The 18,421-nt window shown below is 65.5% G+C and carries 16 protein-coding genes; 10 read left to right on the plus strand and 6 right to left on the minus strand.

The window, feature by feature from the left end:
- Nucleotides 1-49 precede the first annotated feature (49 nt).
- The 6 genes from AC0IYS_RS11920 to AC0IYS_RS11945 all read left to right on the plus strand — a co-directional run bounded on the left by AC0IYS_RS11920 (nucleotide 50) and on the right by AC0IYS_RS11945 (nucleotide 5,974).
- Nucleotides 50-607, plus strand: coding sequence for a (2Fe-2S)-binding protein (locus AC0IYS_RS11920; protein ID WP_471705335.1), 558 nt, complete (start codon nucleotides 50-52; stop codon nucleotides 605-607).
- Nucleotides 604-1,632 carry an FAD binding domain-containing protein gene (locus AC0IYS_RS11925; protein ID WP_471705336.1) on the plus strand — a complete coding sequence of 343 codons (1,029 nt, stop codon included), beginning with the start codon at nucleotides 604-606 and terminating at the stop codon, nucleotides 1,630-1,632. The genes AC0IYS_RS11920 and AC0IYS_RS11925 overlap by 4 nt, the downstream gene beginning before the upstream one ends.
- Before the next feature lie 65 nt (nucleotides 1,633-1,697).
- Nucleotides 1,698-3,923, plus strand: a complete 2,226-nt coding sequence (locus tag AC0IYS_RS11930) for a xanthine dehydrogenase family protein molybdopterin-binding subunit (RefSeq protein WP_471708847.1) — start codon at nucleotides 1,698-1,700, stop codon at nucleotides 3,921-3,923.
- A gap of 17 nt (nucleotides 3,924-3,940) precedes the next feature.
- A complete protein-coding gene (locus AC0IYS_RS11935; RefSeq protein WP_471705337.1) occupies nucleotides 3,941-4,186 on the plus strand; it encodes a hypothetical protein in 246 nt (81 codons plus the stop codon).
- A gap of 58 nt (nucleotides 4,187-4,244) precedes the next feature.
- A complete protein-coding gene (locus AC0IYS_RS11940; RefSeq protein ID WP_471705338.1) occupies nucleotides 4,245-4,754 on the plus strand; it encodes a DUF1488 family protein in 510 nt (169 codons plus the stop codon).
- A gap of 116 nt (nucleotides 4,755-4,870) precedes the next feature.
- A complete protein-coding gene (locus tag AC0IYS_RS11945) occupies nucleotides 4,871-5,974 on the plus strand; it encodes an SGNH/GDSL hydrolase family protein (protein ID WP_471705339.1) in 1,104 nt (367 codons plus the stop codon).
- A 19-nt stretch (nucleotides 5,975-5,993) separates the two neighbouring features.
- On the opposite strand, the gene AC0IYS_RS11950 is transcribed toward AC0IYS_RS11945, so the two are convergent.
- The gene (locus AC0IYS_RS11950) at nucleotides 5,994-6,242 is read right to left on the minus strand and encodes a hypothetical protein (RefSeq protein ID WP_471705340.1); all 249 of its coding nucleotides are present in this window, start codon (nucleotides 6,240-6,242) and stop codon (nucleotides 5,994-5,996) included.
- 38 nt (nucleotides 6,243-6,280) lie between these two features.
- Between AC0IYS_RS11950 and AC0IYS_RS11955 the strand changes: the two genes are divergently transcribed.
- On the plus strand, nucleotides 6,281-8,608 hold the full coding sequence (locus AC0IYS_RS11955; protein WP_471705341.1) for a glycoside hydrolase family 2 protein: 2,328 nt from the start codon (nucleotides 6,281-6,283) through the stop codon (nucleotides 8,606-8,608).
- A gap of 303 nt (nucleotides 8,609-8,911) precedes the next feature.
- On the opposite strand, the gene AC0IYS_RS11960 is transcribed toward AC0IYS_RS11955, so the two are convergent.
- The 3 genes from AC0IYS_RS11960 to AC0IYS_RS11970 all read right to left on the minus strand — a co-directional run bounded on the left by AC0IYS_RS11960 (nucleotide 8,912) and on the right by AC0IYS_RS11970 (nucleotide 11,587).
- On the minus strand, nucleotides 8,912-10,225 hold the full coding sequence (locus AC0IYS_RS11960; protein ID WP_471705342.1) for a sugar MFS transporter: 1,314 nt from the start codon (nucleotides 10,223-10,225) through the stop codon (nucleotides 8,912-8,914).
- 149 nt (nucleotides 10,226-10,374) lie between these two features.
- Nucleotides 10,375-10,881: a hypothetical protein gene (locus tag AC0IYS_RS11965; RefSeq protein ID WP_471705343.1), complete on the minus strand. Its 507-nt coding sequence runs from the start codon at nucleotides 10,879-10,881 to the stop codon at nucleotides 10,375-10,377.
- A gap of 208 nt (nucleotides 10,882-11,089) precedes the next feature.
- Complete coding sequence (locus AC0IYS_RS11970) at nucleotides 11,090-11,587, minus strand: FxDxF family PEP-CTERM protein (protein WP_471705344.1); 498 nt, start codon at nucleotides 11,585-11,587, stop codon at nucleotides 11,090-11,092.
- A 313-nt stretch (nucleotides 11,588-11,900) separates the two neighbouring features.
- Between AC0IYS_RS11970 and AC0IYS_RS11975 the strand changes: the two genes are divergently transcribed.
- A complete protein-coding gene (locus tag AC0IYS_RS11975; protein WP_471705345.1) occupies nucleotides 11,901-12,833 on the plus strand; it encodes a Gfo/Idh/MocA family protein in 933 nt (310 codons plus the stop codon).
- The gene (locus AC0IYS_RS11980; protein ID WP_471705346.1) at nucleotides 12,833-13,852 is read left to right on the plus strand and encodes a glycoside hydrolase family 53 protein; all 1,020 of its coding nucleotides are present in this window, start codon (nucleotides 12,833-12,835) and stop codon (nucleotides 13,850-13,852) included. The genes AC0IYS_RS11975 and AC0IYS_RS11980 overlap by 1 nt, the downstream gene beginning before the upstream one ends.
- 74 nt (nucleotides 13,853-13,926) lie before the next feature.
- Here the strand turns inward: AC0IYS_RS11980 and AC0IYS_RS11985 are convergent, their stop codons facing one another.
- On the minus strand, nucleotides 13,927-14,319 hold the full coding sequence (locus AC0IYS_RS11985; protein ID WP_471705347.1) for a hypothetical protein: 393 nt from the start codon (nucleotides 14,317-14,319) through the stop codon (nucleotides 13,927-13,929).
- 792 nt (nucleotides 14,320-15,111) lie between these two features.
- Here AC0IYS_RS11985 and AC0IYS_RS11990 point away from each other — a divergent pair.
- Entirely contained in the window at nucleotides 15,112-16,206 is a 1,095-nt protein-coding gene (locus AC0IYS_RS11990; RefSeq protein WP_471708848.1) for a hybrid sensor histidine kinase/response regulator, read from the plus strand.
- 12 nt (nucleotides 16,207-16,218) lie between these two features.
- Here the strand turns inward: AC0IYS_RS11990 and AC0IYS_RS11995 are convergent, their stop codons facing one another.
- Nucleotides 16,219-18,297, minus strand: a complete 2,079-nt coding sequence (locus AC0IYS_RS11995) for an EAL domain-containing protein (RefSeq protein ID WP_471705348.1) — start codon at nucleotides 18,295-18,297, stop codon at nucleotides 16,219-16,221.
- Between the last annotated feature and the right edge of the window lie 124 nt (nucleotides 18,298-18,421).

Genomic DNA, 18,421 nt, shown 5'->3' on the forward strand with positions numbered 1-18,421 from the left:
GCTTCAAGCGCGCTGGATACAGTGGTGGCTACCCATTTCAGGAATCGCCATGGACGACCATCTCACCGCCGCGCCGCTCGAGGCGGCCATCAACACCTATCCCGTCAACCTGCGCATCAACGGCCAGCCGCACCGCTTCGAGGTCGAGGCCTGGGTCACCCTGCTGGACCTGCTGCGCGAACGGGCAGGCTTAACAGGCAGCAAGAAAGGCTGCGACCACGGCCAGTGCGGCGCCTGCACGGTGCTGGTTGGCGGCAAGCGCATCAACTCTTGCCTGACCTTGGCGGTGATGCAAAATGGCAAGGACATCACCACCGTCGAGGGCTTGGCCGACGGCGCCCGGCTGCATCCGCTGCAGCAAGCCTTCATCGAGCATGACGCCTTCCAATGCGGCTACTGCACGCCCGGCCAGCTGTGTTCGGCCGTCGGGCTGATGAACGAGGGGCAGGCCGGCACGGTCGCCGAGGTGCGCGAGCTGATGAGCGGCAACGTCTGCCGCTGCGGCGCCTATCCCGGCATCGTCGCCGCCGTGACCGAGATCATGGGGCTGCCCGGGCGCAAGGATAATCCCGACCGGCCGTATCTGCCGGGGACGGTGCCGGCATGAATCCGATCACCTATGTGGAAGCGGCCGACGTGGCCGGCGCGCTGGGCCACCAATATGTCTCAGGGCGGGCGTTCATCGCCGGCGGCACCAACCTGATCGACCTGATGAAGGAACAGGTGATGCGGCCGACCACGCTGGTCGACGTCAACGGCCTGCAACTCGACGCCATCGAACCGTCCGCGTCGGGCGGCTTGCTGCTGGGCGCGACCGCGCGCAACGCCGACACCGCCTACCACCCGCTGGTGCGCGACGGTTATCCGCTGCTGACGGCGGCGATCCTGGCGGGCGCCTCGCCGCAGATCCGCAACATGGCCAGCAACGGCGGCAACCTGTTGCAGCGCACCCGCTGCCACTATTTCTACGACCTCGCCACCGCCTGCAACAAGCGCGCGCCCGGCAGCGGCTGCGCGGCCATCGGCGGCCTGACGCGCCAGCACGCCATCCTCGGCGCCAGCGCGCACTGCATCGCCACCCATCCATCGGACATGTGCGTGGCGCTGGCCGCGCTGGAGGCGGTGGTGCACGTGGTGTCGGCCGACGGCGCGCGGCAAATCGCCTTCGCCGATTTCCACCGGCTGCCGGAAGACCATCCCGAGCGCGACACGACCCTGGCGCCGGGCGAGTTGATCACCCATATCGAACTGCCGCCGGCGGCGCAATTCGCCGCCCACTCGGCCTACCTGAAGTTCCGCGACCGCGCCTCGTACGCGTTCGCGCTGGTGTCGGTGGCGGCCATGCTCGACGTCGGCGACGACGGCGTGGTGCGCGACGCCCGGCTGGCGCTGGGCAGCGTGGCCCACAAACCGTGGCGCGCGCCGCTGGCCGAAGCGGCGCTGATCGGCCGGCGCGCCGGCCCGGAAACGTTCGCGCACGCGGCCGAGCTGCTGCTGTCGGGCGCCCAGGGGCAGGGTGAGAACGACTTCAAGATCACGATGGCGCGCCGCGCCGTGATCCGCGCGCTCGAGCAGGCGCTCGAAGGCACGCATGACAATTCCCATGAATACGCCGGCAAGGAGCAACCGTGACCGATCTGATTGAAGCATTGCGCACCCCCGTGGCCGACCAGGGCACCGGTAACGTCAACATTGGCATGGCCGTCTCGCGCGTGGACGGGCGCGACAAGGTCACCGGCCAGGCGCGCTACGCCGCCGAGCACTGGCCGGAGGCCGGCGAAGGACCGTTGCTGTACGGCGTGGTGGTCAGCGGCAGCGTCGCCAAGGGCCGCATCGCCGCCATCCACGCGGACGCCGCGCTGGCGTTACCGGGCGTGGTGGACGTGATCTCGCACGAAAACCGGCCCCGCATCCGCTCCTTCGACATTTTCTACAAGGACATGACGGCGCCGGGCGGCTCGCCGTTCCGCCCCCTGTACGACGACAAGGTGCTCTACAGCGGGCAGCCTGTCGCGCTGGTCGTGGCCGAAACATTCGAGGCGGCGCGCCACGGGGCCGCGCTGGTGCGCGTCGACTACGACGTCGAGCCGCACGAGACCTATCTGCTGCAGCATCGCGGCCGCGCCTACACGCCCAGCCGCCTGAAGGCCGGCTACACGCCGCCGCCCGACACCAAAGGCCATCCGGACGACCGCTGGGACAGCGCCGCCGTCAGAATCGAGGGCGAGTACTACAGCGGCGTCGAGCACCACAATCCGCTGGAGATGTTCGCCTCGACCGTGATCCGCGGCGCCGACGGCCACCTGACGATCTACGACAAGACCCAGAGCTCGCAAAACAGCCGCTGGTATGTGTCGCACGTGTTCGGCCTGTCGAAGGACAAGGTCACCGTGCGCAATCCCTACGTGGGCGGCGCGTTCGGCTCGGGGCTGCGGCCGCAGTACCAGTTGCCGCTGGCGGTGATGGCCGCGCTCAAGCTGGAACGTTCGGTGCGCGTGGTCCTCACGCGCCAGCAGATGTTCAGCTTTGGCCACCGGCCGGAAACGCAGCAGCGCGTCCGGCTGGCGGCCGAGCCGGACGGCACCCTGAGCGCCATCATCCACGAGGCGGTGGCGGAGACCTCGCGCATTGAGGACTACGTCGAGGTGGTGGTCAACTGGTCGGGCGAGCTGTACGCCTGCGAGCATATACGGCTCGGCTACAAGCTGGTCGATCTCGACCACGCCAGTCCGATGGACATGCGCGCGCCGGGCGCGGCGCACGGCGTGCACGCGCTGGAGGTGGCGATGGACGAGCTGTCCTATGCGCTCAAAATGGACCCGCTGGCGCTGCGCCTGAAGAACTATGCCGAGGTCGATCCCAGCCACGGCCTGCCGTATTCGACCAAGGAGTTGCGCGCCTGCTACGAGCAGGGCGCGGCGCGCTTCGGCTGGGACAAGCGCCCGCTGGAGCCGGGCACGATGCGCGAAGGGCGCGAATTGATCGGCTGGGGCATGGCCACCGGCATGTGGGACGCGATGCAAATGTTCGCCCGGGCCAGCGCCGTGCTGCACGCGGACGGCAACCTGGTGGTCAGCAGCGCCGCCACCGACATCGGCACCGGCACCTACACGGCGATGAGCATCATCGCCGCCGAGTCCATGGGCCTGCCGCTGGAGCGGGTGCGCTTCCAGCTGGGCGACTCGACCTTGCCGGTGGCGCCGATCGAAGGCGGCTCGTCGCACGTGGCCACCGTCGGTTCGGCGGTGGACGGCGTGTGCGACAAGCTCAAGGAGCGGCTGTTCAACATGGCCCGGAGGATGGACGACTCGCCGCTGGCCACGGCGCGCCTGGCGGACGTGGAATTCGCCAACGGCGGCGTGCGCCTGACCGCGCGGCCGGAGGTCGCCGTTTCGCTGACGGACATCATGGCCGCCAGCGGCGAGGCGCGCATCGAAGAGAAATACATGATGCTGCCCAATATGCTCAAGCAGATGAAGTACCAGCGCGCCACCCACTCGGCGGTGTTTGTCGAGGTGCGGGTCGATCCGGAGTTCGGTACGGTGCGGGTGACGCGGGTGGTCAGCGCGGTGGCGGCCGGACGCATCATCAACGCCAAGACGGCGCGCAGCCAGATCGTCGGCGGCGTAGTATGGGGCATCGGCCAGGCGCTGCACGAGGAGACCTTTTGCGACCATCACGAAGGCCGCTTCATGAACCACAACCTGAGCGAGTACCACGTGTCGGTCAACGCCGACATCCACGATATCGATGTCATCTTCGTCCAGGAGGACGACCGCATCGTCAGCAGGATCGGCGCAAAGGGCGTCGGCGAGATCGGCCAGGTGGGGGTGGCGGCGGCCGTCTGCAACGCCATCTACCACGCCACCGGGCGGCGCGTGCGCAGCACGCCGATGACGCCGGACAAGGTTATGCTGCCGTAAAAACATTGGAGAATGCCATGCCGATAAAAACCGTGGACGGATACGAGATCGACTACACGGCCGAAGCGCTGGAGGGTTGCGGCGACTGGGGCGCGTACGTCGCGGTCTTTGCGCCGTCCGACAATCCCATGCACATGAATAATATCGTTCCCAAAAAGCGCGTCGCGGCCGACGTCGCGCTGACCAGCGAAGCCATGGCCGAGCAGGAGGCCGAGAAGGCGGCCATGGAGATCCTCGGCCAGCTGCGGTCCGGGGCGGCCTAGTCAGAAACCCTGGCTGAACAGGTTGGGAGTGTTTCAATTGTTGATCGTGGAGTGATCTATGAACATGTTGTCGTCCGGTGATCTGGTCAAACCCAAACTCGGCGGCCCTGAAATGATCGTGGTGGGCGTCGCGGACTTCCACCGCGACCGGCCCGAAGCCCTGTCGGTGTTTTGCGTGTGGGACGAGGACCATTTCCTGCATGAGGAAGTGTTTCAAACCAAACATTTGGCCTTGATCCGCAAGGAGCGCCGGCGCGCCGTGCGCAGGACCGACGCGGAATACCGCGCCTGCGCACCGAGCCAGCCGACGGCCGGCATCGAGCTGCAGGACGTGTCGCTGTCGATGGACGGGCAGCGGGTCACCTTTTATGTGCAGGTCGCAACGGCGGCGCGCAAGTTCGCGATGATTTCGGCCAGCGCGTTGGCCAGGGCATTCCCGCAAACCGGCGGTGGCGCGCTCGCGACGTTCGAGGCACACCGCAGGCTCATCAAACTGGCGTGCCAGCGAAAGATGCGCGCCTATCCTGGATTTCCCGTGCTGATTCTGCACGCGACGGATTTCGAATAGGCCGCCAGAGCCACTTGCCCTTCAGCGGGCTTGGGTTTTTTCTGTTGCGGCATTGGTGAATATCGCAATTGCCGAAGCCGGTGTCCCCGCCGACAATAGCGGAAAGGGGACTCAATATGATGTTAGCAAGATTTACAGGCGGTGCCCGCAACGGCGTCGCCTTCATCGCCGCGTTGCTGCTGGCCGGGCAAGCCTGGGCGGCCGTCACGGTCGGCGCCGATAACGCCAATCTGCAGTACACGGGACGGGTCGACCAACGTGCGGCCGCCGCGCCGGTGATTTCCTGGCCGGGCACCCGCATCGAGGGCAACTTCACCGGCGCCACTTTGGCCATCAAACTCGACGATCAATTCGGCAAGAACTTTTTCGACGTCTACATCGACGGCGACCTGACGCGGCCGGTGCTGGTGCAGGCGGAGAAGGGGGCCAAGACCTATCCGGTCGCCGACAAGCTGGCGCCGGGCCGTCACAACTTTCTGATCACCAAGCGCTCGGAGGGCGAGGAGGGCGCCACCGTGTTCCAGGGACTGGAACTGGCCGAGGGGGGCGCATTGCTGGCGCCGCCGCCGCGCAAACAGCGGCGCATCGAGTTCTTCGGCGACTCCATCTCCAGCGGCATGGGCAACGAGTCCCCCGCCGACGGCCCCGACCATCTGGTCAAGGACAAGAACAGCTTCATGTCGTACGCCTCGATCACGGCGCGCGCGCTGGACGCCGAACTGCACCTGATCTCGCAAAGCGGCATCGGCGTGATGATCAGCTGGTTCCCCTTCACGATGCCGGATTTCTATGACCAGTTGAACGCGGTCGGCAACAACGATAGCGTGTGGGACTTCAAGCAGTGGACGCCGGACGTCGTTGTCATCAACCTGTTCCAGAACGACAGTTGGCTGATCGACCGCGAGAAGCGCCTGTCGCCGGTGCCCAACGACGCCCAGCGCGTGGCGGCGTACCGGAAGTTCGTCCAAACGATACGGTCGAAGTACCCCAAGGCCTACATCATCTGCGCGCTGGGCAGCATGGACGCCGTGAAGGCCGGCTCCAAGTGGCCGGGCTACGTGCGCACGGCCGTCGATCAAATGCGGGACGAGAACAAGGACACCCGTATCGATACGGTGGTATTGCCTTACACCGGCTTTAACGGCCATCCGCGCATCCCGCAACACCAGGCCAACGCGGCGCTGCTGACGGCGGTGATACGGACAAAAATGGGCTGGTAATCGAAAGTCTCGTGGCGGACTAACCTTCGCCCTGGGAGACCGCAAAGTCCTGGAATAACGTCACGTCCAACGTGTTGCCGCCGCCATCGATAGCCTGACTCCTGACAATGGGCAGGCCGGTTACGCCACCGGCGCATATCAAAGTTATCTCTACCCATGAATAATTTGTATACGTACCGGCTTTCGGCTGCGTGTCAAAACAATACTGGATATACTGCGCCGTGATAACTGCCGGACGCCGCCATGCGTCGGCGGTCGCCTGTTCCATTCTTTTTTATCCGGTATTTTTGGGGAGTTCCACGCACTATGACCAGTTTTATTTCGAGTCTACACAAGCAGGCGCGGGGCTTCCCGACCATCGGTTTGCTGGCACTGGCGGTGAGTTCGGCGGCCAGCGCCGCCACCACCAGCCTCAATCAGTCCTGGGACTTCTACCGCGACGACGCCAAGACCGCCGACACCGTCGACAAGGTCGCGCCGGGCGCCTGGACCAAGGTCGATCTGCCGCACACCGCCCGCCTCGAAGCGAAAATCCCGGTCAACTCCTGGCAGGGCAGCGCCTATTACAAGAAAAGCTTCGACGCCAAGGTAGCTCCCGGCGAGCAAGCGGTGCTGCGCTTCGAAGGCGCTATGAACGTCGCCGACGTCTGGGTCAACGGCAAGCATCTCGGCACGCACCTGGGCGGCTATCTGCCATTCTCGTACGACGTCACGCCGCACCTGAAGGCCGGCGGCGCCAACGAGCTGGTGGTGCGCATCAATAACGAAGACAACGCCGTCACCGGCCCGAAACCGCTGAAGGACCTGGACTACATCCAGTACGGCGGCATCTACCGCGACGTCACCTTGAGCATCAAGCCGGCGGTGCATATCAGCGACGAAATGCTGTCCAATACCGAGGCGGGCGGCGGCGTGTTCGTCACCTATCCGCAGGCCGATAAAAAGTCCGCCATCGTGCGCGTGAAGGCCGAAGTGTGCAACACCGCCGCCGAAGCGCGCACCGCGCAACTGGGCCAGCGCCTGTTGTTCAAGAACGCCCGCGTCGCCGACGGGACCGGGAAGATCGAGCTGGCCGCCGGCGAATGCCGCCACGTCACCCGCGACCTGAAGGTCGACCGCCCGCAATTGTGGTCGCCGAAGTCGCCGAATCTGTACGCGATCCAAACCACCGTCTCGAGCAAGGGGCAGCAGGACGTGGTCACCACCCGCGCCGGCATCCGCCGCATCGCGCTTGAAAAGGGCAAGTTGCTGATCAACGGCGAACAGACTTTCCTGCGCGGCGTGAACCGCCACCAGGAATTCCCGTACGTCGGTTACGCCTTGTCGCCGCAGGCCGACTACCGCGACGCGCTGCTGATCAAGCGCGCCGGCTTCGATTACGTGCGCCTGTCGCACTACCCGCATTCGCCGGCCTTCATGGCCGCCGCCGATGAACTGGGCCTGATGGTGTTGCCGGGTATTCCGGGCTGGCAGTACTTCAATCCCGATCCGGCGTTCGCCACGCAGGTGCTGAAAACCTGCAGCGACATGGTGCGGCGCGACCGCAACCACCCCAGCGTATTGGCGTGGGAATGCTCGCTGAACGAAACGCAGATGCCCGATCAACTGATCGACAAGCTGCATAAGACCGTGCACCAGGAGTATCCGGGCGACCAGGCCTATTCCGCCGGTTGGGTGCCGCAGACCTACGACGTGTATCTGCAAGCGCGCCAGCACCGGCTGGAGGACAAAAAGCCGTTGCCGAACAAGGCGCTGATCGTCTCCGAATACGGCGACTGGGAATACTATGCGATGAACGCCGGCTTTAATCAAACGGCGTGGGGCGACCTGAAAGAGGCCGACCGCAGCAGCCGTCAATTGCTGACCGATGGCGAAACCCGTTTGCTGCAGCAGGCGAAGAACCTGGCCGAGTCGCACGACGACAACTTCAAGACCGGCGCCGTGGCCGACGGCTACTGGGTGATGTTCGACTATGGCCGCGGCTACGCGCCGGACCTGGAGTCGTCCGGCGTCATGAGCATCGACCGTCTGCCGAAGTTCTCGGCGGAGTTTTTCCGCTCACAGCGCAGCGCGTCGGAGACATCGGCGAAATGGGGCGGTGGGCCAATGGTGTTCATCGCCAGCCACTGGACCAAGGATTCGCTGCCGCAGGTGCGCGTGTTCAGCAACACCGACGAGGTTGAGCTGTTCTTGAACGGCAAGAGCCTGGGCAAGGTCAAGAGCGGTCCGTCGACGACGCATCCGAACCTGGCGCATCCGCCGCTGGAGTTCGACGCCGGCCAGTTCCAGCCCGGTACGCTCAAGGCGGTGGCTTACCTGAAGGGCCGCAAGGTGGCCGAGCATGTCGTGCAGACGCCGGCCGAGCCGGTCAAGCTTGGCATCGCGGTGGATGACCTGGCGGTGAGGTCGACCGACGGCGACCTGGTGTTCATCCGCGCCAAGCTGCTCGACGCCAACGGCACCGTGGTGCCGGACAGCGGCAAGTCGGTGACCTTCGCCGCCGCTGAAGGCTACGAGATCGTCGGCCCGAGCGTGGCGACGACCGAAGCCGGCATCGCCAGCGTGCTGGTGCGCGTGAAGGGTGCCAAGGGTTCTATAAACGCCGAAGCGGGATCGCTGCGCGGCCGTCTCTAATCCGTTTGTTCCTACGAAAAAGCCGGCTTTCAAGGAAGCCGGTTTTTTTCGCCTGAACCCATCGCGCCGCTCAGCCGTGCGCTCCCCCGGCGTTTTCGGCATTCTCCCACGAAGGGCCGGTCGTCCGCATGCAATACCGGAGGGCGGGTCGCAGATCTCGCACTGATGGCCGCCACTGGCGGCCGCGTAGCCGCGCCGGACGCGATGGGGTGCGGGCGAAAAAAAGCCGATGCGAACGTGGTTAAACGTCGGCATCGGCCTTGGTCCTGATCGCCGCGCGGGAAGGCGGCGACCGTGTCCAGCTTAGGTCGGGCTGGCTGTCTCGTCCGGGAAGGCGTTGGTGGCCTTGGAGCCCCACAGCGCGTAGAACAGCACATACATTTCGCACAGCGCGGTTAGCAGGAAGGACATCTGCAGGCCGTAGATGTCGGCCAGCCAGCCTTGTACCACCACCAGCGCGCCGCCGGCGATGGCCATGATCAGCAAGCCGGCGCCTTCCTCGGTCATCGGGCCCAGGCCCTTGATGCCGAGCGTGAAGATGGTCGGGAACATCACCGAGTGGAACAGGCCGACCGAGATCAGCGCCCACATAGCGACGTGGCCGGTGGTGAAGGTGGCGATCAGCATCACGATGGCGGCGCCGATGCTGGCGCCGGCCAGCACGGTTTCGGCCGAGACGGTGCGCATCAGCGCGGCGCCGACGAAGCGGCCGATCATCATGCCGCCCCACAGGATGAACAGGTAGGTCGACGCGGTCTGGTGGTTGACGTTGCCGATTTCAGGCTGCGAGACGAAGTTGATGAACAGGTTGGCCACGCCGATTTCGGCGATCAGGTAAATGAAGATCGCCGGGATGCCGAACACCAGGTTGCGGTGGCGCCACAGCGAGTGCTTGCCGCGCTGTTCCTTGGTTGCACGGCTGGTGCTGGACGATTTCATTTCCGGCAGCGGGAAGCGGGCGATGATGACGGCCAGCACGATCAGCACGCCGGCGACGATCAGATACGGCAGTTGCACCGCCTGGGCGTCGGCCAGGCGCTCGGCCTGGGTCAGCACCTGGCCGGCTTCGAGCGTGCCCGAGCTGGAGCGGCCCAGGATCAGGTAGCCGCCGAACAGCGGCGCGAACGTGGTGCCGAGCGAGTTGAACGCCTGCACCAGGTTCAGGCGCGACGAGGCGGTCTGCGGCGAACCGACGACGGCGACGTAGGGATTGGCGGCCACTTGCAGCAGGGCGATGCCGCAGGCGATCACGAACAGCGCGAACAGCGTGACAGGATACGACGGCAGGCGCGCCGCCGGGATCATCATCAGCGAGCCGGCGGCCATAATGCCGAGACCGACCACCATCGATTTCTTGTAGCCGATGCGCTCGATCAGGCGCGCGGACGGGATCGAGGCGACGAAATAAGCGATGAACCAGACGGATTCAATCAGCGTCGTTTGCGTGTAGTTCAGGTCAAATACGCTGCGGAGATGCGGCAGCAGCGTATTGTTAATTACCGTGATGAAACCCCACGTAAAAAACAAACTTGCAAGCAGCGACATCGTCGCACGGTAGCTGACAACGGGAGACGAGGTCGTCTCCATAGTGCGAGCAGATGAAATTGGCGCTGCCATAATCTTTCCTTTCCAACAAGCGGGAGGAATATGGTAGAGCCAATCCCGTTATCTTGCCAATGAATAAATAACAATGTCCTATATCTTTTTCGATATGGCAGATATCACCAGATCGTAGTACTGGTAAAAATGCGGGCTGCAAGCCTGTTTCAGGCCTGCACCTTGTGGTCTTCCGACTGGGCTTTTTCCATCGCTTCGGGCTCCAGTTCCTCGGCCGAGCGGTTCAGGTGCACGAACACGCCCCACGCCGCCAGCAGCACGCCGACGCTGCCGACCAGCGCCGCCACGTACACCAGGCCGGCCAGGTCGTCATGCACGGCGTGGAAGGTCGCCACCAGGCCCTCGATCGCCAACGCCACCACTACCACGACGAAAAAGCGCGACAGGAAGCGCCGCACCCGGGTCGGCGCGCTGATGTCGGCGTCGCGCACCACTTCCTCTTCGATGATGGTCTCGGCGATTTGCAGCGCCACCACGGCGGCGGCCAGGATGCCGATCGCCTCGATCACCTGCTGGGCGGCGGCAAGGCCGATCTCGCCGGTGGCGGCGTCCCAGCCAATGCGCGCGCTGATGGCGATCAGAAACAGTGCGGCGGCCGCGAACAGGAACGCGATCAGCGCGTGGATCGCGCCGAAGGCCGTCAGGAGCTTCTTCATGGGGTATCCTTACAAGTTTCAGTTATTGCTTAATTGTAAGGTGATAGGGCCGTGCCATATGTTCGCTAAGCAGCATATGCTGGGCAATAACAGGCGAGGCCGCCTGAAAAAATCGGAGACGCAAAAAAACGCGCCGGCAGGCCATCGAGGGGATGGTCTGCCGGCGCGCCGGTATGCTGCTGGAGGGCGCGTTGGCCCTCCTCGCTGATTACTTCTTCGCTTTACGACGAGCGACCGCACCCATCAGGGCCAGGCCGCCGAGCATCATGGCGTAGGTTTCTGGCTCAGGCACAGGCGTTGGGATGGCCGACACGGTGGCGCCGTAGCGCGCACCAGCCAGACCGCTGGTGCCGGTGATGCTGACGCTGTAGGTGCCGGCGCTCAGTGGGCCGTTCCAGCTCAGGGTCTGCGAACCGGCGCCGCCGACCAGACCGAAGCTGGTGCTGTTCAGCACAGCTGCGAAATTGCTGATCGAACCTTGGGTGACGGCAAACGTCTGGACTGCCGCGAACGATGTGCTCGACGGCTCCAGCAGCGTGAAGCTCCAGGTGTCGTTGATGGCGGCGTTGGCGCCGAACTTGATCGACGAGCCGAACAGGGTATCGAAACCGGTTGGATCGAGGATGCCCAAGTCATAGGCGGTTGCCGACGCACTAAACGAAGCGGCGGCGAGCACGGCGGTTGCAACAACAGATTTTAATTTCATATTAATCCTCGGCGAAGGTAGGGGGGTATCGGGTGCATCAGGGGTTGGGTGTAACTGAGGCTCATAATAGCATCCTTTGATTTGCAATTTCAACCACATACTTATCGTTTTTACACTTGCTTTCACTTATTTACACATCAGTTGTACGGACGCGTCACTTTCTGTTGCGGCGCAGCAAATCAGCTGGGCAGGTGTCATGTCATTTGAGTATATTTACAACGATAAAAATGATTGGTTGCGTGGCGGAGCGCGTTTTAGGATAGCGTCGCAGGTAATTCGGCACGCAGCCCACCTTTAAGAAAGATGCTTATTTATGTCACTCACACCAATCAAACTTGCCATCGTCGGCGTGGGCAAAATCGTCCATGACCAGCACGTGCCGGCGATCGCGGGCAACACCGATTTCGCGCTGGTCGCCTCGGCCAGCCGCAACAACACCATTGAAGGCATTCCGGGTTTCAAGTCGATCGAGGACATGCTGGCCGCCATGCCGGAGATCGAAGCGGTCTCGCTGTGCATGCCGCCGCAATACCGCTACGCCGCCGCCCACGTGGCGTTGACTGCCGGCAAGCACGTGTTCCTGGAAAAGCCGCCCGGCGCCACCCTGTCGGAAGTGGCCGACCTCGAGGCGCTGGCCGCCGCCAAAGGCGTGTCGCTGTTTACCAGCTGGCACTCGCGCTACGCGCCGGCGGTGCAGCCGGCCAAGGCTTACCTGGCCGAGCACCCGCCTATTCATATGCAGGTGACCTGGAAGGAGGATGTGCGCCACTGGCATCCGAACCAGGATTGGATCTGGCAGGCTGGCGGCCTGGGCGTGTTCGATCCGGGCATCAACGCCTTGTCGATCGTTACCGAAATCCTGCCGTCGCTGGTGTTCCTGACCGGCGCCACCCTGGAATTCCCGGAAAACCGCGACGCGCCGATCGCCGCCGCGCTGCATTTCAAGAACGCCGCCGGCGTGCCCGTCGACGCCGAGTTCGACTGGCGCCAGACCGGCAAGCAGAGCTGGGACATCGTGGTCGGCACCGCGCAGGGCGAGGTCAAGCTCAGCGACGGCGGCGCGCGCCTGTGGATCGCCGGCGCGGAACAGCCGCTCGAGAAGGAAGCCGAATACCCGTCGCTGTACCGCCGCTTCGCCGAGCTGGTCAAAACCGGTCGCTCGGATGTCGACGTGGCGCCGCTGCGCCACGTGGCCGACGCCTTCATGCTGGGCAAACGCAAGGTCGTCGACGCGTTCCACGATTGATGGCCGCCATCACACGACGCGCCGCGGCGCTGGCGGCGGGCCTGCTGCTGGCCGCAATGCAGCATAATGCCGCCCACGCGGCCGCCGGCGGCTTCGCCAAAGGCGCCGATATCAGCTGGATCACCGAAATGGAGGCGGCCGGCCGTCCCTTCCTCAACCGCGACGGCAAGCGTCAGGATTTGTTTGCCACGCTCAAGGAGCAGGGCATGGACGCGGTGCGCCTGCGCGTCTGGGTCGATCCCGCCGACGGCTACAACGGCCTGGCCGACGTGCTGGCCAAGGCCGGGCGCGCCAAGGCCGCCGGCATGCGGCTGATGATCGACTTTCACTACAGCGACAACTGGGCCGATCCGGGCAAGCAATTCAAGCCGGCCGCCTGGAAGGGCTACAGCGTCGCGCAGTTGGCCAAGGCCGTCGGCGAGCATACCCGCAGCACGCTGGCGGCGCTGCGCGATGCCGGCATCACGCCGGAATGGGTGCAAGTTGGCAACGAAACCACGCACGGGATGCTGTGGCCGGAAGGCGCCGCCGGTACGCATATGAAGAACTACGCGCGCTTTGTCGCCAGCGGCTACGATGCTACGAAGCAAGTGTTCCCGGATGCGCAGGTGATCGTGCATATCGATAACTGCCACGACAACCGCCAGTTCCGCTGGAATGTCGACGGCCTGCTGGCCAACGGCGGCAAGTTCGACGTGATCGGCGCATCCGCCTATCCGACCACCGTCAAGGGTGTCGACTGGCGGGCGGCGACGGCGGCCTGCCAGCACAACATGAACGACCTGGCCGCCCGCTACGGCAAGCCGGTCATGCTGGCCGAGGTCGGCGCGCCATGGAACCATCCGGAGGGCAAGGCCATCATTGCCGACCTGATCGCCAAGGTGCGCCAGGTCGACCACGGCAAGGGCGTCGGCGCGTTCTACTGGGAACCGCAGGCTTACAACTGGAAAGGATATCCGATGGGCGCCTTCGACAACAGCGGCAAGCCGACCGCAATCATGGACGCGTTCCGGGACTAGGGCGCCTCTTGGTGGCTCATGAGGGCTCATGAGGGCTCATGATGACTCATGATGGATTACGTGGCAGTAATCCATCATTTGTTTTTTTCACGCGCCACGCCCCCGTTTAGTTTGCTTTGATGTAGATTGGCAAGTTCGATCCATCCATCACGCTTTCTATGTCTTTTCTCACCAAGCGAACATTGTCGCTTCGGCACTTGCTTATCATCCTGACCGCGATCGGACTGCTGCCCATGGCCTTGCTGGGTGTGTGGAGCATCCACGCGGCCAGCCAGTATCAACTGCGGGAACAGGAAAGATCGATGCTCGACCTGGCGCGCGCGCTGTCGAGCGCGGCCGACGCCGAACTCGACGCCTCGGTCGCCATGCTCGCCAGCGCCGCGCGCGCACCGACCTTGATGGCCGGCGACATCGACGGTTTCTATGATGTCGCGTTCGGGCTGGCGGAGGCCCAGGCCGAATGGCAAGCCCTGATTCTGACGGACGACAAGGGCAACGTGCTGTTCAATACCGTGGCGAGGCGGGGCGCGGCGCCGCCCAGGGTGGTCGATACCGAAAGCCTGAAACGGGTCTTGGCCACGCGCCAGCCGGTGGTGGGCCACATCCTGCGCGGGTCACGAGGCCGCGCGGCGTTCCCGGTGCGCATTCCGGTGATCGACGACGACGGCGCGCTGTACACGCTCACCGCCGTGATCCGGCCCGACCGCATCGTGCAGATGATCCAGCGCCAGAGCATGCCGGAGGGCTCGGTCATTTCGATTATCGACGCCGCCGGCAAGATCGTGGCGCGCTCGCGCAACCACGAAGGCACGGTCGCCGGCGTGCCCAGCGCGTCGCTGATGCAACTGATCGGCAGCGCCAAGTCCGAAAACGTCGGCACCGCCGCGACGCTCGAGGGCGACGAGGTGGTCTCGGCCTACACCACCTTGTCGCATTACGGCTGGACGGTGGTGGTGGGACAGCCGGCCGAGCAGTTGCGCACGGCCGCCTACCAGCGCCTGGCCGTCTACGGCGCCGGCATCCTGGTCTCGCTGGGCGCCTGCATCGGCATCGCCTCGCTGCTGTCGGCGCGCATCGTCACCACCATCAAAGGGCTGCAAACGGGGGCGGCGGCGCTGGGCACCGGCGCCCCGGTCACCGTGGTGCCGTCGCGCATCGCCGAATTCCAGTTGATCGGCGCGGCGCTGGAGGAGGCCGAGCGCCAGCGCGCCGCGCAGGAGCGCGAGCGGGCGCTGCTGCTCGATTCGCTGCAGCGGGCGATGGAAAACCAGGAGGCGGCGCTGACGCGGGCGCGCGAGGCGGGCCGCGCCAAGGACGAGTTCCTCGCCGTGCTGGGCCATGAATTGCGCAACCCGCTCAGCCCCATCGTCACCTCGCTCGACCTGATGGACATGCGCGACGAGCCGGGCGCGCGGCGCGAACGCGCCGTGATGCGGCGCCAGACCAACCACCTGCGGCGGCTGGTCGACGACTTGCTCGACGTCTCGCGCATCACCTCGGGCAAACTGCGCATCGACGCCAGACAGGTCAATTTCGCCGACGTGGTGCGGCACGCGGTGGCCGCTTCGCCCCAGCCGGTGACGCTGTCGGCGCCGCCGGCGCTGTGGGTGCGCGGCGACGACAGCCGCCTGACCCAGGTGCTCAACAACCTGCTGTCGAACGCGGTGCGCTTCGGCAGCGACGACACGCGCGTGTCGCTGGCGGCCGACGGCGGCCAGGCGCGCCTGGTGGTCAGCGACAACGGCATCGGCATGGGCCGCGACCTGCTGGCGCGGGTGTTCGAACCGTTCATGCAGGCGCCGCAGACCTTGGAGCGCCGCACCGGCGGGCTGGGACTGGGGCTGGCGATCGTGCGCAAGCTGGTCGAGCTGCACGGCGGCACCGTCACGGCCGACAGCGACGGTACTGGCCGGGGCAGCCGCTTCGAGGTGGTGCTGCCGCTGAGCGAGGCGGCGGCCGACGCGCCGCAGGACGCGCCGCGCGGCGCCAGCGCCGGGGTGCGCGTGCTGCTGGTGGACGACAACGTCGACGCCGCCACGTCCGGCGCGGCGCTGCTCGAACAGCTGGGCCACGAGGTGCGCGTGCTGCACAGCGCGGAGGCGGCGCTGGCGCAGTTCCGCCAGTACGCGCCGGCGGTGGCCATCCTCGACATCGGCCTGCCGGACATGGACGGCTACGCGCTGGCGGCGGCGATGCGGCGCGCGCAGGGCGGCGCGCCGCTAAAGCTGGTGGCGCTGACCGGCTACGGGCAAAAGGAGGATGTCGAACGGGCCGCCGCGGCCGGGTTCGACCTGCACCTGACCAAGCCGGCCAGCGCCGAGGAGCTGGAACGGGCGGCCAGCGTGACCGGGTGACGGGCCGCCCGTCTAGCCGTGCAGGGCGCGTTCGCGGCCGACCGCGTAGCCCTGCGCGAAGTCGATGCCGATGCTGCCGATCACATCCAGGGTGACCGTGTCCTCGACGTACTCGGCGATCGTCTGGATGCCGATCACCTGGCCGACCTTGTGAATCGCCTCGACCATCGCCCGGTGCACCGGGTTTTCGGCGATGCCGCGGATGAAGGAGCCGTCGATCTTGAGAAAGTCGACCGGCAGCGATTTCAGATAGCCGAACGACGACAGGCCGCTGCCGAAATCGTCGAGCGAAAACCGGCACCCGAGCAGCTTGAGCCGCGCCATCAGCTCCTGCGCCTTGGGCAGGTTGCGGATCGCCGCCGTCTCGGTGATCTCGAAGCAGATCTGCGCCGGGTCGACGCCGTGGTCGACGAACTGGTCGATGATGAATTGATGCAGCTTGTCGTCGTTCATCGACGGTCCGGACAGGTTGACCGCGTACAGCGGCCGCGTGCCGTTGCCCGGCGTCCCGGCCGCCTGCGCTGCGGCGATATGCCGGCACACCGCGCGGATGACCCAGCGGTCCAGCATCGGCATCATATGGTAGCGCTCGGCGGCCGGGATGAAGCGGTCGGGCCGGATCACCTCGCCGGCGTCATCCTTGAGCCGCAACAGGATTTCCTCGTGGGGCTGCGGATTGCCCTGCAGGCCGCTGATCGGCATCGAATACAGTGTGAAGCGGTCGTGCTGCAAGGCGTCGTTCAGGCGCGGCACCCACATCATTTCGGTGTGCCGCCGCGCCAGCGCCGCGTCGCTCTCGGAATAGACGTGGATGCGGTTGCGGCCCTGGTCCTTGGCCATGTAGCAGGCCTCGTCGGCCGCGACCAGCAAATCGCTGACGGACTTGCTGTCGGCGCTGATCTCGACCATGCCGATGCTGGCGCCGATCTCGAAGCTGTGCTCGTCCCAGACGAAGCGGAAATCCTTGACCAGCTGGCGGATCTCCTCGGCGATCAGGCGCGCCTGGTCGAACTTGCAATAGCCGAGCAGCACGGCGAGCTCGTCGCCGCCAAGGCGTGCCAGCACGTCGCTGTCGCGCATTTTCTCCTGCAGCAGGTTGGCCAGGATCTGCAGCAGCGCGTCGCCGGCGGCGTGGCCGGCCGTGTCGTTGACCAGCTTGAACCGGTCCAGGTCGATGTACAGCAGCGCGTGCGTGTGGTCGTCGTGTTTGGACACGTGCAGCGCGTGGGCGACGTGCCGCTCGAACTCGCGCCGGTTGCACAGGCCGGTCAGCACGTCGTGGCTGGCGTGCCAGGATAGCTGGCTCGACAGGGCGCGCTGGTGGGTGACATCGCGGAACACCAGCACCGCCCCCAGCATGTCGCCGTTGGTCTGGCGGATCGGCGCGGCGGTGTCCTCGACGGCGATGCGGCGGCCGTCGCGCGTGACCATCATCGCGTGCGCGGACAGGCCGACCGCCTCGCGCTTGAGCAGGCATTTGTAGACGGCGTGCTCGATGGGCAGGCCGCCGGCCTCGTCGACGAGCGGCAGCACCTCGCTGACGTCGCGGCCGGCGGCGCGCGCGCGCGTCCAGCCGGTCAGCCGCTCGGCCGCGCCATTGAGATAGCGGGTGGTGCCGTATTGATCGGTGGTGATGACGCCGTCGCCGATGCAATCGAGGGTCACCTCGGCCATGCGTTCGCGGTCCCGGGCGACGCGTTCCTGCTCGACCACGGCGCTCACGTCCCAGATCAGCCCAAGCGTGCGCACCGGCGCGCCCTGGTCGTCGCATAATATCTTTGCCTGGGCGCGCAGCCAGCGCAGCGCGCCATCGGCCGAATGCAGCCGGTAGCCGACCTGGTAGTCGCCGCGCGCGTCGATCGTGCCTTGCATGGTATCGAGCAGCGCCTCGCGGTCGTCCTCGTGCACCATCGCCAGGAACCGCCGGAACGGCTGCTCGGTCTCCTGCGCGGGCAGGCCGATCATGGCGGCGCCGCGCGCCGACCACAGAATCGTGCCCTCGACCGCCCGTCCATTGACGACGGTGGCGTCCCAAATGGCCATGCCGGCCGCGTCGATCGCCATGCGCGACCGCAATTCATGCTCATCCATGCTCATCCTGTCACCTAGCGCGTTGATACAACTCAATACTGGTGCTTTTTTCGAAGAAGCAATTGATCAAACGCAAACGAACACGTAAAACGGGGGCGAATCGGCGGAAAGTTGGCGGAAACGA

It is taken from the genome of Duganella sp. AC237, assembly GCF_979254035.1.

Bases quoted from the DNA above. Each gene is read 5' to 3' on its own strand.
- AC0IYS_RS11920 (WP_471705335.1), top strand. From the start codon at position 50: ATGGACGACCATCTCACCGCCGCGCCGCTCGAGGCGGCCATCAACACC.
- AC0IYS_RS11925 (WP_471705336.1), top strand. From the start codon at position 604: ATGAATCCGATCACCTATGTGGAAGCGGCCGACGTGGCCGGCGCGCTG.
- AC0IYS_RS11930 (WP_471708847.1), top strand. From the start codon at position 1,698: ATGGCCGTCTCGCGCGTGGACGGGCGCGACAAGGTCACCGGCCAGGCG.
- AC0IYS_RS11935 (WP_471705337.1), top strand. From the start codon at position 3,941: ATGCCGATAAAAACCGTGGACGGATACGAGATCGACTACACGGCCGAA.
- AC0IYS_RS11940 (WP_471705338.1), top strand. From the start codon at position 4,245: ATGAACATGTTGTCGTCCGGTGATCTGGTCAAACCCAAACTCGGCGGC.
- AC0IYS_RS11945 (WP_471705339.1), top strand. From the start codon at position 4,871: ATGATGTTAGCAAGATTTACAGGCGGTGCCCGCAACGGCGTCGCCTTC.
- AC0IYS_RS11950 (WP_471705340.1), bottom strand. From the start codon at position 6,242: ATGGAACAGGCGACCGCCGACGCATGGCGGCGTCCGGCAGTTATCACG.
- AC0IYS_RS11955 (WP_471705341.1), top strand. From the start codon at position 6,281: ATGACCAGTTTTATTTCGAGTCTACACAAGCAGGCGCGGGGCTTCCCG.
- AC0IYS_RS11960 (WP_471705342.1), bottom strand. From the start codon at position 10,225: ATGGCAGCGCCAATTTCATCTGCTCGCACTATGGAGACGACCTCGTCT.
- AC0IYS_RS11965 (WP_471705343.1), bottom strand. From the start codon at position 10,881: ATGAAGAAGCTCCTGACGGCCTTCGGCGCGATCCACGCGCTGATCGCG.
- AC0IYS_RS11970 (WP_471705344.1), bottom strand. From the start codon at position 11,587: ATGAAATTAAAATCTGTTGTTGCAACCGCCGTGCTCGCCGCCGCTTCG.
- AC0IYS_RS11975 (WP_471705345.1), top strand. From the start codon at position 11,901: ATGTCACTCACACCAATCAAACTTGCCATCGTCGGCGTGGGCAAAATC.
- AC0IYS_RS11980 (WP_471705346.1), top strand. From the start codon at position 12,833: ATGGCCGCCATCACACGACGCGCCGCGGCGCTGGCGGCGGGCCTGCTG.
- AC0IYS_RS11990 (WP_471708848.1), top strand. From the start codon at position 15,112: ATGGAAAACCAGGAGGCGGCGCTGACGCGGGCGCGCGAGGCGGGCCGC.
- AC0IYS_RS11995 (WP_471705348.1), bottom strand. From the start codon at position 18,297: ATGGATGAGCATGAATTGCGGTCGCGCATGGCGATCGACGCGGCCGGC.